Raw genomic sequence first — 14,322 nt, forward strand, 5'->3', positions numbered from 1 at the left:
CTCATCCAAATGAGACTTTCACTCAATAGGACTGTTTTTGGAATACATTTTGAATGTATTTTGCTATAAATATAAATCACATGAAACACTATATATCGCTATTTATGCTAATCTGCTTTGCTTCTTTTTCTAACGCTCAAAATGATTTTGAAAATCAATGGAAAGAAGTCACCAAACTAGAAAACGAAGGGCTCACAAAAAGTGCTTCTGATTTAGTGGAAGACATTTACAAAAAAGCGGTTAAAGCAGAAAACTCTGACCAACGCATTAAAGCGTTATTGCATATCAGTAAATACATGCTTACACTTGAGGAAGATGCACAACTACACATTGTAAATCGCTTTAAATCTGAAATCGACACTACAAAAAACGTGGTTACCAAACATCTTTTAGAAAATATGTTAGCGACTATGTATTGGCAATATTTTCAACAAAGTCGTTACCAATTTTACAACAGAACTAAAACCTCTGAAAAAGTTAGTGATGATTTTAGAACCTGGGATTTAGAAACCATTTTTAATGAAATCCATACCTATTACCAACGCTCTCTAGAAAATGGTATTTTGCTGCAACAAGAACCGTTGAATAACTATAGTTTATTATTAAATGAAGCCGAAAACTCTAAAGACTTTCGCCCTACGTTATATGATTTATTAAGTCATAATGCCTTAAGCTTTTACAAAACTGACGAAAGCAGTATTACACAACCTTCGTATAAATTCACTATTGATAATGAAGACTTTATTGCAGACAGCAACATCTTTATCAATGCAGATTTAAACTCTAAAGACACGTTATCGCTGCAACGTAATGCATTAAAGATTTATCAAAATTTAATAAAATTCCATCGTCATAAAAAAACAACCAAAGCATTTGTAGATGTAGATATAGAACGCTTGAATTTTGTAAAACAACATGCTACATTCCAAAATGCAGAAGATTTACTTATTGAAACTTTAAAGTCAGAATCAGTAGCATTACAGACCTCTGAGCTATCGGCTTTATATGATTATGAAATTGCTTTAGCGTATCAACGTCAAGGCAACACTTATTACTTTAATCTTGAAGACAGCGCACTTAAGGATAAAAACCGTTGGAAATTAAAAGAAGCTATAGCAATCTGTAATTCTGCAATTGAAAAATTCCCAGAAAGCATTGGCGCGCAAAAGTGTACGGTTTTAATTGAGCAAATTCAACAACCAACTTTACATTTACAAGCCGAAGAATTTATAGGAATCAATTCACCTTCAAGAATCTTAGTGACATATAAGAATTTAGAAAAGTTAGATTTTAAAATTTATAAAATCTCTAACAATCAATTAAAACGTTACAATAACATCTATAGAACAGAAGAAAAAGAAGCTTTTTTCAAAAAACTGAATCCTATTGAAACATTTTCGAGTGCATTAAAAACGGAAGGTGATTATCAAAATCACAGTACTGAAATTGTAATACCAAATTTAGCCAATGGCTTATATTTAATTAAAGCCAACACAGCTACTAAAGACAATGTTTTTGCTACAACACATATCCAAGTTACAGATTTGGTATTGGTTGAAAGCTATGAAAACAGTCATCATTTATACCAGATTATAGATAGACATAATGGTAAACCAAAAGTAGATGCTACTATAGAATTATCCTATTCAAATAACCGTAACAAAAACAGAAAAAGCAAATCATTTACAACAGACCGTTTTGGAAAATTCGAGTTTAAAAAAGACGATAATTACTATAGAGATGTACAAATTAAAGTAACAGCTAAAAATGACACTGGCTATTTTGGTGAATTCTACATCAATAGAACCTACGACAACAGCCCAAATAATGATACACATTATAGAAACTTCTTATTTACTGACCGTAGTATTTATAGACCAGGACAAACGGTTTACTTTAAAGGTATTGCCACAAAATCTAGAAACGGTAAAACAGAAGTTTCAGTAGATGAGGCTGCAAAATTGAGATTGAAAAATGTTAATGGCGAAGTGGTTAGTGAACTCTTATTGCAGACCAATGAATTTGGTTCTGTGCATGGTGAATTTATATTACCTAACGATGGTTTAACTGGTAATTTCACTATTGAAATGTTTTCTCATAATTCTACGTATGCTTATATCTCAGTTGAAGAATACAAGCGACCTAAGTTTAAAACCCAATTTCAACCTGTTACTGAAACTTATAAAGTACACGATAGTATTACCGTAAACGGAACAGCTATAGCTTTTGCTGGTAGTAATATTACAGATGCTAAAGTGGTTTATCGTGTAAAAAGAAATGTTCGTTTTCCGAGCTGGTATTATTGGAGGCGCTCGTATTTTAATGCCGAAGCCCAAGAAATTACGTTTGGCGAAACAAAAACAAATGCTAAAGGTGAATTTGAAGTCACCTTTAAAGCTTTACCAGATGAAAGTGTTTCTAAAGATAATCTTCCTGTTTTTAATTATGAAATCACGGCAGACGTTACTGATATAAATGGCGAAACACGTTCTAGCTCTACCATTGTAAATGTCGGTTACCATGCTATGACGCTCAATATTTCAGCACCTGAGAAAATTAATAAGGGTAAAAACGAGATAGAATTCTCTATATATTCACAAAATCTGAATGGACAATTTACACCTGCAAAAGGGGTATTAAAAATATATAAACTCAACGCACCAAACCGTGTTTTAAGAACAAGACCTTGGCAAGCACCAGATTACCAAACACTCTCTGAAACAGAATTTAAAAACCTATTTCCACATGACCCTTATGACGACGAAGGTCAATTAACCAATTGGAAAAAAGGAGACGAAGTTTTTAGCACAACATTCGACACTGATAAGGACAAAACCATAACGCTCAAAAAGCTTAAGAAATGGAATTCTGGCCAATACATCATTGTTGCAGAGAGTAAAGATAAATTTGGACAACCTATAAAAGACCAAATCTTCACATCGCTATTTAGTGATAAAGACAAGACCATAGCAGATAACCAAATCTATGAAGCACAGTTAGACCAATCGACTTACGACGTAAATTCTATTGCAAAACTAACCTTAGGTTCTGCTGCTAAAAACATCACAGTTACTGTAGAAATTGAAAAGGACAACACAGTTATAATGACACAGTTAGTCCAACTCAACAATTCTAAAAAAACAATTAGCATTCCTGTAACAGAAGGTGATTTAGGCGGCTTTACAGTACACACGTCATTTGCAGCTTTTAACGAATATAAATCTCAAAGTTTTAATATCAATGTACCTTATCCGAGCACTGCTTTAGACATTGAAACCACCACTTTTAGAGACAAACTACAACCAGGACAAGATGAAACTTGGAGTTTTAAAATTAAAGGACCAAAAGGTGACAAAGTATCTGCAGAATTATTGGCTAGCATGTATGATGCATCTTTAGATGAATTTAAAGGACACCATTGGAGTTTTAATCCCATAAGCAATCCTAATTATTCTGGAAGAATTCATAAAAACTCAAGACAGAGTTTTGGGCACACCAGCTTTAGGGTTCACAACCAATTCAATACTACAGCATCTTATCCTTACCAAGGTTATGACCAATTAAATTGGTTTGGATTTTATATTGGAAATAATCAATATTTGAGAAGAGGTTATGCCAGTATGAAACGCATGGCGGCACCAGAGGTAGTTATGATGGTTGAAGATTCTGCTGAATCTGAAGAAGTTGTAGTTGTTGGATACGCAACCACGACGAAAGAAGCCTATACAGGAACAGCGTCTAAAATAGCTATAGAGAATGAAATAAATTCCGAAAATTTATCAAACAACGCAAAATCAGATTTAGACAACATCCAAATAAGAAAAAACCTAAACGAAACTGCGTTCTTCTTTCCTCAATTACAAACAGACAAAGAAGGCAATGTTAGTTTCAATTTTAAAACACCAGAAGCATTAACCAAATGGAAACTGCAACTCTTGGCGCATACTAAAACTTTAGAAAGTGGCACTACGCAACTAACAACGGTTACACAAAAAGAGTTGATGGTAATACCTAATACACCACGTTTTTTACGAGAAGGCGATAAAATTAGAATTAGCACTAAGATTGCTAATCTAACAGAAAATGCTTTAGATGGTGTTGCACAATTATTGCTTACAGACCCTATTACTGGTAAATCTATTGATGGTGAATTATCAAATGCTTATAATGATTTAGGCTTTAAAGTAGATGCCAAAGGCAATACACAAGTAACTTGGAATTTAGAGATTCCGGAAGGTATACAAGCAGTACAATATAAAATTATTGCTAAAGCAGGTGCTTTTAGTGATGGTGAGCAAAATGCCTTACCTGTTTTATCTAACAGAATGCTAGTTACAGAAACGATGCCAATGTGGATACGTTCTAATCAAACAAAAACATTCACTTTAGATAAACTGAAGAATACTACCTCAACAACACTGAGTCATCATAAATTAACTTTAGAAATGACATCGAATCCAGCTTGGTATGCTGTACAAGCGCTGCCTTATTTGATGGAATATCCTTATGAGTGTAATGAGCAGACATTTTCACGTTACTATGCCAATGCATTAGCACAACACATTGTACAATCGAATCCTAAAATTGAGGCCGTTTTCAATCAATGGAAATCGACTGACGCATTACTTTCAAATTTAGAAAAGAATCAAGAATTGAAATCATTATTGATTCAAGAAACACCTTGGTTACGTGATGCACAATCTGAAACCGAACAGAAAAAACGCATTGGACTGTTATTCGACCTAAATAAAATGAATAACGAATTACAATCTGCCATAAGAAAACTAAAGAACAACCAACACAGTTCTGGAGCTTGGCCTTGGTTTAATGGTGGACGCGATAATCGCTACATCACGCAGCATATCATTGCTGGATTTGGGCATTTAAAACAACTAAATATCTCACAGAGCAATAGCGAGGAATCTATGATTCAAAATGCTTTACGTTATTTAGATGCAGAATTTGTTCAAGAATATAAAAACATCAAAAAATATAATAAAGATGCAGATTTAAGTAAAGACCACCTATCACAAATGCAACTGCATTATTTATACACACGAAGTTTTTATCCTGAAATTAAGCCTAATAAAGAAGTGCAGACCATAATGGATTATTATCAGACTCAGATTCAGAAATATTGGTTAAAACGTTCTTTATATGCCAAAGGATTAATGGCTTTAACCATGCACAGAATGGATGACGAGAAAACTGCTGGTAAAATTATAAAGTCGCTAAAAGAAAACAGTATTACTTCAGATGAATTAGGAATGTATTGGAAAGCAAATACGAATTCTTGGTATTGGTACCAAGCACCAATTGAAACACAAGCCTTAATGGTTGAAGTGTTCTCTGAAGTTGGCACTATCATTCAGAGCGAAGCGAAGAACCTTGAAGTTATAGACAATTTGAAAATTTGGTTACTTAAGAACAAGCAAACCAATCAATGGAAAACCACTAAAGCGACGACTGAAGCAGTATATGCCTTACTACTTCAAGGAAGCGATTGGTTGAGCGTTACAGAACAAGTGGACGTTAAAGTTGGTAATGAAAGACTCTCACCTTCAACATTAGAAAATGTAAAAGTGGAGGCTGGTACAGGTTACTATAAAAAATCTTGGACAGGATCTGAAATTAAACCAGAACAAGCTGATGTTACCATCACTAAAAAAGGAGAAGGTATTGCTTGGGGAGCTTTATACTGGCAATATTTTGAAGATTTAGACAAAATTACCTCAGCCGAAACACCATTGAAATTGAGTAAAAAATTATTCTTAAAAACCAATACGGATAAAGGTGAAGAAATCACAGAAATTACCTCTGACTCAAAACTTAAAGTTGGTGATTTAATCAGAGTTAGAATAGAATTAAGAACCGATCGTACTATGGAGTTTGTACATCTTAAAGATATGCGTGCTTCTGGTTTAGAACCTATAAACGTTTTATCACAATACAAATGGCAAGACGGTTTGGGTTATTATGAAAGCACTAAAGACGCAGCCACAAATTTCTTTATGGATTATTTACCAAAAGGTGTTTATGTCTTTGAATATGATTTAAGAGTGAACAACGCTGGAAATATGAGTAATGGCATTAGCACCATTCAAAGTATGTATGCTCCAGAATTTAGCAGTCATAGTGAAGGGATAAGAATAAAGGTGAATTAAACCATAATTTAATTAATTTTTATATCTTGATGCCTAACCCTAACTTAAACATGAAAAAAATTACAATTATTATTTTACTGCTCGTTAGTTTTACAAACTATGCACAAAGTGTTTCTTTAACAAAAAGTGCCATTTTTAAAGATTCTAAAAAGCACAGCACTTTACTATTCTCTTTAGAAGACGATAATGGAGGCCTTGTAACCATAAGGTCCTATATTGGTGGCTTAATCCCAAAACTAAAAGGGTATTACATTCAGTACTTTGACGCTAACTTAAAGTTAATAAAAGAAACCGATTATGAGGTAGATGACAACCACATTAAAAATGCTTTTATTAAAGATAATAAGCTTCATATAATTGAATATAACCACGACAAAAAAGCTGATAAAATTATCTTTAATGCCGTTTCTGCAAATCTTAAAGACTTAAAGTTTAGCAAAAAGGAAATTTTATCTTTTTCTGAAGATAACCTTCAAAAGTATTTTGGTGTTATACTATTTCCTTTCTTTATCAATAATCTTTCTCAACTAGATGGAGACCATATGGGAGAAGTAGTAATGTCTAGTACAAATCAATACTTCGTTATAAACTTTGACTTTAATAATAAAGATAAAGAGACCCATAAAATTTTTGTTTTCAACACCAATTTCGAAAAAGTTTACGAGCAATTAATTCAAAAAGATATTAAAGACAAATACTTTGATTATAACAGTATAGATGTTGATGACATCGATGGAACAGTTTATTTTTTAGGTAAATCTTTTGAAAACAATTCTAGACGATCTAAGAAAAAAGGGAAGGCCAATTACCATTTTGAACTTTTTAAAGTAGATGCTGATGGTCAAAAAAATATAAGCTTTAAACATGCTGATAAATTTATCTCTTCTTTAGAGTTAATAAAAACTGACAACCGTTTGGCATGTGTAGGTTTTTATGGCGAAAAAGACCAAGGACGATATAATGGTGTTAGCTTATTTAATTTAGACCCAGAAAATCTTCAAATGAAGAATGAAAAATTCACACCTTTTTCTGAAGAATTTATGACTGACAAATACGGTAACAAAGAAGGAAAAAAAGATAGAAAAAAGAAAAAAGGTCTTCACAATATTGATTTTAAAGGTGTTTATATGATGGCAAATGGTGATATAATCATTAATGCAGAAGAATTCTATTGGACAACACATACTTCAATGAGTGCAAATGGAGGGATGACAACCTATACCATTTATCATTTTGATGATATTATGAGTATAAGATTAGATAAAGAAGGTAATTTAAAATGGGCTAGAAATATAAATAAAGCACAAACTGGTTTTAGTAATAGTTCTTTTACATCAATACCTGTAGGAGAAACTTCTTATTTTTTCATTAACTGTTCTGACAAAATAAAAAAACTAAGTGCAGACAGAATTGCATTTAGGCAAACCAAAGCAAAAAAATCTAATCTTTACATGCTTTCAATTAATGCCGAAGGCCATATTGATTTTGAAAAATTAATAGATGATAAAGATTCTAAAGTCTACTATAAAGTAAATAATGGCAATGCAAATATTAATAATCAAACCGTCATTTTAACTGGAAAACGAAAAAAGAAAACAAGGATATTAAAAATTAAAATATAATAAAAAAAGCTTCCATTTTCTGGAAGCTTTTTTTTGATATCTCAACATGTTAAAAACTCAACTGATCTTTAAAAATATAGGATTGTCTTCTAGAGATTTCAATTTCTTCTCCAGAATTCATTTCTATTTTTAGCTTTCCGTTAAACCATGACACTACCTTTTTAACATGATTAATATTAATAATCTGTTGCCTATTTGCTCTAAAAAAAACATCTTGAGGAAGTTTGTCTTCAATTTGAGCGAGTGATTTATAAATTAAAGGTTTGTTTGAATCAAAAAAGACTCTGGTGTAATTCCCAACGATTTCAAAAAGTGAAATGTCTTTAATTTTCACCAACCAACAATTTTCTCCGTCTTTTATAAAAATCTGCTTATCTAAACTTAGTCCTTCTTGTTTTTTACCTAAAGAAGTCCCTAAATTCTCATTTTCTATAACTTTAGCTATAGAACTAGAAAAACGCTTCTGACTTATAGGCTTCAGTAAATAATCGAATGCATTATACTCAAAAGATTTGATGGCATATTCATCAAAAGCTGTAGTAAAAATAGTGATTGGCACCTCATCTAACATTTCTAAAAGCTCAAAACCGTCTTTTTCTGGCATATTAATATCTAAAAAAAGCAAGTCTGGATTAGTTTTATTAATAAGCTCAAAACCATCATCGACATTTTCAGCTTCACCAATAAGTTCAATTTCTTTATGTGCTTTAAAAAGTTCCTTTAACTCATTGCGAGCTAAACGAGAATCTTCAACAATGACTGCTTTTAAGGTTATCATACTAAAGGCATTTTTATAGTAGCAACTACTTCGTTTTCTATCTCTTTTAAGGTAAATGTAGCGTCTTTTCCATAGAGCAGTTCAAGTCGCTTTTTTATGTTTTGTAATCCTAAATGTGTAGAATTTTCACTTTTTTGTAGTGTTCCAGAATTGGCAACTATAATTTGTAATTGGTTGTCCTTAATAAGCGTTGAGAGTTTCACTTCTCCTCCACTCTTTATATTTGAAATACCATGTTTAAGTGCATTTTCTACCAACATTTGAATAATCATTGGAGGAATTTGCTTGTTTAACGTCTCTGAATCAATGTTAGTTTCAAATTGTAAACGATTTTCAAACTGAATTTTAGATATCTCAACATAGTTTTCTACCATTTCTAATTCATCTTCTAATGAAATAGAATTAACATCACTCTTTGTCAGTGAATACCTTAACGTTTCTGATAAACTAGTCAGCATTCCTCTTGCTTTGTCAACATCCTCTAACATTAACCCACGAATGTTATTTAAACTATTAAACATAAAATGTGGATTTATTTGCCCTTTTAAAGTATTAAGTTGTGCTTCTTTTAAATTCGCTTCAAGCTGTAATTGCCTAACCTTAATAGTATTAATATGATGTACCAGTTTCAGAGTTAAAACAACGAACAACCACACTACAAAGTAGGCTAAAAAATGAGGAACATTGGTTAACTTCTGAATTAGAGTTAAACTAATACTTCTTCCCATATAATACTCAATAGGAATATTTAAAATAGGCCAAAGTAACATATGATAAAGAACTTGAGTCCCAATAACTACACCAATCAATTTATAAACATCTGTTTTAGTGTAGTTCCCTATATCAAAATAATTTTCGATATAAAATAGTATTATAAAGGATAAAACGTAACCTAACAAGCCACACAATACACCCTCTACTATAAGGTAATTAACATAATTGGTTGGTATATCACCTGAATACGAAATCTTATCTATAGTAAGCATTAATAATGCAAACACTACCCAACCAATAAGATTTAGAATCCAATACTTATAATTCGTTATTAATTTCAATCGTTCTTTATTTGTTTTTATAAATATAATTGCAAGATATTAGATCAATCGCGTATAATATTAATGTAATTCATTTTTAAGTGTTGCTTCTAATAATGCAATATTACTATCTACTTTCTTAAATGCCAACATTCCTAAAAATGAAACTAAAGCTATACCTAAAAGACCTACTGAAATCACAAAACTCACAGATTTATTACTGAGCGCAAAAGGAATTAGAGTAATGGCGTATAAAGCCATAACAGGCATTTCGTATTTTTTACGATTAGACATATACTCCTTGAACTTTGACACACTACTCTGTAAAGACATTTGCGTGTAAGACTTTTGCTTAATATCAGATACTTGTAGGTATTTTATAGTATAAACAATTTGAATAATTGCGCCTATTAGCAATGGAATTGCTTGTTCTAAATTACTTCGAAATTTAAAAGCCGTTACAAGTGAAAATACGGCTAAAAGTATTGCTGATAGTTTTGCCATTTTAGAACCAGCTAATAATGCTTTAAAGTTTTTTAATTGATCCTGAAATATGTCTTGGGTGTTTGTTGCTGAATTTTTCATGATTAATTTGATTGATTAATTTGATTGATTGATTGATTGATTGATTGATTGATTGATTGATTGATTGATTGATTGGTAAATTGATTTAATTAAATACAACTACAATGATAAACTCGACGATTGTTTTTACTAAATTGAACATAATACTGTTGTTTTTTGATTGATGAAATCCATTCGTTTTTAATTGATAGTGTAAATATAGAACTGCAAGAGCGATTAAAAAACGAAATTATGATGAGTGGTAATTAGGATATGACGAGTGGAAATCATTTCATATTTAAACTAAAAAAAGCCTAATAAGAGAAACTCTTAAAAGGCTTTTTACTAACTAAAAATGATTGATTGGTTAACGTATTTACTTTAAATGCTGTGCAAAGAAACCTAGCATTGCTTTGTACAGTTCTACTTTATTTTCTTCGTGCGAGAAACCATGTCCTTCATCGTATTTAACCATATAAGGCACATCAATATTTCTGGCTCTCATGCTTTTTACAACTTGATCAGATTCATCTATGTTCACTCTTGGGTCATTTGCTCCCTGAATTACAAATAGTGGTTTTGTAATTTCATCTACATGTAAAGCTGGTGAAACCGCAGTCATAATTTTTTGATCAGCTTCGTCCTCAGAATTATACCATTGCTCATTAAATTGTGCCATGTATGGTTTCCAATATTCCGGAAAAGACTCAAAGAACGTAAACAAGTTACTCACACCTACGTAATCTATACCACAAGTATATAAGTCTGGTGTTTTAACAAGACTTCCTAAAGTTGCTAAACCGCCATAACTAGCACCATAAATAGCTACCTTTTCATTATCAATAAAATCCAAGGTTTTAGCATAAGCTACAGCATCCTCTAAATCATTAAGCATCTTTCTTCCTATTTGCTTATTTCCGGCAAGAAAGAAATCTTTTCCGTATCCTCCAGAACCTCTGTAGTTAACTTGTAATGTAGCGTAACCTCTACTTGCAAACAATTGTGTTTCTGGATTAAAACCCCAATAATCTCTAACACCATAAGGTCCACCATGCGGATTTACAATTAACGGAACACGTTCTCCCTTTTTAATATTATTAGGAATAGTGATGTAGCCATAAACTTTTAGTCCATCTCTAGTTGTAAAATTAATAGGTCTCATTTCTGCCATATCTTCTTCATGCAACTGAGGCATTAAATCTAATATTTTAGTAAACTCATCCTTTTTCACATCGTAAGTATAATAAGTTCCGTAAAGCTTATCTGTTTGTAAGATTATTAAGTACTTATCTTCATCATCTGTTTTATCAACGATAGAATACACCTTATCTCCAAATTCCTTTTTAAACTTTTTATCTAGTTTTTTATAATAACTACTCACTGGTACTACATGAGTTTTCTCACCTGTGTAATAGTAATAATCTACTTCGTAATTTCTTTTTTTAGATCGACTTAACCCACCAACATCAAATGTGTTATTACTATAAATCTTTTCGATAATTTCTTTCTTTTCTAAATCATAAAGTACCAACTCGCTTGTATTACTTTCTAAATTTGTTAATACATAAGCATCATGTTTGTATGACGTATTATAATTAAATGCCACAATTGAGAAAGAGTCTTGCCAGTTTGTGGTTACAATTTCATTAAATGGTTGGTCATCTCCTGTTCTGTAATATAAAACATACTCAACGCCGTTCTGTTGTTTAGTATAACCTCTCAGTTCACCATCTTTATCAAATTCATAACCCGCAATTGGAGATGAAGCATCTTTGTTTTCAAATAATTTCTCCATTTTACCTGTTACAATGTTTAATTTATAAGGTTCAAATATTTGTTTATTGTCCTTATTCATCATTATAATAACATGGTCTGGTTGATCTTCTAATAGGTTAGAAAAATTAACTTTTACATCTTCAAAAGGTGTTAATGCTTTCGGGTTACTTCCATCCAAATTAGCTGCAAAAAGTTGGTAGTTTTCATTTCCGCCGTTATCTTTTATATAGACTAGTCTATTATCATTAGCCCAACCATAACCTCTTATAAGCTCTTCGCTTTCTTTAATTGCAAGTGTTACCTTTTCTGTTTTAGTATCTTTTACATAAACATGATTTTTACCGTTTTCATCCTTTTCTCTAAATGAAAAATAGTTTCCTTTAGGTGAAAATTGAAATGAACTTTTACTTGGATCCTGAAAATAATCTTCAGCAGAATATTTATAAGACCCATTGTCAAATGCCGCTAATTTATCTAAGGCATCTTTAGAAGAAGGTAAAGACACATCACCTGGTTTTGTTTTTACCGTTTTAGTTAAATCTAAAGGTAATTCCATTCCGCCTTGAAAAAACGTACCGTTTATTATTTCATTTGCTAAAACACCAACATACTTAATTCCACCTTGCGTAAAAGCTATTGTTAATTGGTTGTCTTCAAACTCTGTTTTATCCATTGGGATTCCTGTAGCGCCTTGACTTGGGCTATCCATGGTAGACGACAAAACGCCATCATCGTTTTTTACATTAAACAATAAAGGAATTTCCTGACCTTGCACACTTAAAGTTCCTTTCCAAGATCCCGAGATATCTTGAGCAAAAGTGCTAATTGAAAATACTAAAGCAAGAATGCCTAGCATTAATTTTGAATTTGATTTTGTTTTTTTCATGACGATTATTTTAATAAATTAATTGATTTACAGTTTAGTGAGATACTTTATAAGTAATTACTCTTACAAAATTGTTACACTTATTTCTGTAAATATATATTTGAAATAATCCTAATGAATTGAAAATATGACGAGTGGTAATTTGATTATGCTAAACGGAAATATTAACAGTAATCAAATTTCAAGAAAATAGAATCCGCAATTAGCTAGTTTTTTTGAGGTGGATATTCAGTAAATACTTTCTCTACCAGCTTAGCAAATACGGCTTCACGCTTTTCTGGAGAAGAATTTGGGTTGTAGTTACTTTCGCTTACTGCTTGCCAAAATAATCCTATTTTATTTTCATCAACAAAATCTATAACAATTTCTCGAGATTGCTTATTTTGGCCCACTGGTATCCCAACAGAAACGCCTCCAAAACCGCCTCCGCCACCACCGCCAAGACCTACACCTACAGAGCTATTGTTTCGGCTTACCACTTGTTGACTTTGAATATCGATATAAAAATCTGGCGTATCAGAACGTGTTAAACCCATTGTTTTAAGCTTACCATCTATAGCTCTTTTTAAGCGCTTAGTGTCTAATTCGCTTAAACCAGTTTCCATATCATCAAAGTAATTATAGTTTTTGTAACTACTAAAATCAGTAGACTTCTCATAGTCGTAGTTTACTACAGTTCCACAAGACGTTACAAGAAAGGCTATGAATAGAAATTTTAAATTCTTCATCTTTTTTCTTTTAAAGATATTAAATATTTAAAATTTAGAAGACTATTTTAACTCTTCTTCTTCATTTGGTTCAACAGCTTTGGTTAAAGAAGATGAAATTATACCTGTAGGAATTGCCACAACTCCCAAGCCAATTAACAACATAAAGAAAGTAAAGATTCTACCGCCAACAGTAATTGGGTAGACATCACCATAACCAACAGTTGTTAAGGTCACTATAGACCACCAAAGACTAGAAAATATAGAAGAAAAATGGTCTGGCTGTGCTTCGTTTTCAAAATAATAAATACCAACGGCTGTGAAGTAAATTAGCATTAAGGTAATAATCATGAATAAGATGATTTGCTCTTTTGCCAATATCATAGCATTGGCAAAATGACGCATCGCTTTATTATACCTAACTAACTTGAATAAGCGAAACAATCGGAACATTCTAAGTAAACGTAACGATCGCAAATCCACTCCAAACGAAAGGTAAAAAGGTAGAATGGCTAAAAAATCTATAATTCCGAAAAAACTAAAAATGAATTTTGGTTTACTGTCCGCAACATAAATTCTAGCGACATACTCAAATGTAAAAATGACTACACAGAATGCCTCAATAGCATTTAGAACCACCTTAGTTTGTGGTTTTAAATCTGGTAAGGTTTCAATAGAAAATGTAATAACAGAAAATATAATTAAAAACTGAATAAAATAAGCAAATCGTCTACTGCGCTTATTATCGTTAAGCTCTACTAAGTTTTTAAGGTATGTTTTCATATGTAATT

Annotated in this window: 8 protein-coding genes; 2 read left to right on the top strand and 6 right to left on the bottom strand. The window is 31.8% G+C overall.

Annotated features, from left to right (window positions below):
- The first annotated feature begins 80 nt into the window (after window positions 1–80).
- Together Q0807_RS16440 and Q0807_RS16445 are read left to right on the top strand one after the other, a co-directional pair.
- Window positions 81–6,164, top strand: coding sequence for an alpha-2-macroglobulin (locus tag Q0807_RS16440; protein WP_299111815.1), 6,084 nt, complete (start codon window positions 81–83; stop codon window positions 6,162–6,164).
- 50 nt (window positions 6,165–6,214) lie between these two features.
- Complete coding sequence (locus Q0807_RS16445) at window positions 6,215–7,786, top strand: hypothetical protein (protein WP_299111817.1); 1,572 nt, start codon at window positions 6,215–6,217, stop codon at window positions 7,784–7,786.
- A 49-nt stretch (window positions 7,787–7,835) separates the two neighbouring features.
- Here the strand turns inward: Q0807_RS16445 and Q0807_RS16450 are convergent, their stop codons facing one another.
- From Q0807_RS16450 to Q0807_RS16475, 6 genes are all read right to left on the bottom strand, one after another.
- The gene (locus Q0807_RS16450) at window positions 7,836–8,564 is read right to left on the bottom strand and encodes a LytTR family DNA-binding domain-containing protein (RefSeq protein ID WP_299111819.1); all 729 of its coding nucleotides are present in this window, start codon (window positions 8,562–8,564) and stop codon (window positions 7,836–7,838) included.
- Window positions 8,561–9,619: a sensor histidine kinase gene (locus Q0807_RS16455; RefSeq protein WP_299111821.1), complete on the bottom strand. Its 1,059-nt coding sequence runs from the start codon at window positions 9,617–9,619 to the stop codon at window positions 8,561–8,563. The genes Q0807_RS16450 and Q0807_RS16455 overlap by 4 nt, the downstream gene beginning before the upstream one ends.
- 60 nt (window positions 9,620–9,679) lie before the next feature.
- Entirely contained in the window at window positions 9,680–10,183 is a 504-nt protein-coding gene (locus Q0807_RS16460) for a hypothetical protein (RefSeq protein WP_299111823.1), read from the bottom strand.
- A gap of 355 nt (window positions 10,184–10,538) precedes the next feature.
- Complete coding sequence (locus tag Q0807_RS16465; RefSeq protein ID WP_299111825.1) at window positions 10,539–12,824, bottom strand: S9 family peptidase; 2,286 nt, start codon at window positions 12,822–12,824, stop codon at window positions 10,539–10,541.
- A 206-nt stretch (window positions 12,825–13,030) separates the two neighbouring features.
- The gene (locus Q0807_RS16470; RefSeq protein ID WP_299111827.1) at window positions 13,031–13,552 is read right to left on the bottom strand and encodes a DUF4136 domain-containing protein; all 522 of its coding nucleotides are present in this window, start codon (window positions 13,550–13,552) and stop codon (window positions 13,031–13,033) included.
- 42 nt (window positions 13,553–13,594) lie between these two features.
- Complete coding sequence (locus tag Q0807_RS16475; protein ID WP_299111829.1) at window positions 13,595–14,314, bottom strand: ion transporter; 720 nt, start codon at window positions 14,312–14,314, stop codon at window positions 13,595–13,597.
- Between the last annotated feature and the right edge of the window lie 8 nt (window positions 14,315–14,322).

The organism is uncultured Winogradskyella sp. (assembly GCF_947495255.1).
In the GTDB taxonomy this organism is placed as follows: Bacteria; Bacteroidota; Bacteroidia; order Flavobacteriales; family Flavobacteriaceae; genus Winogradskyella.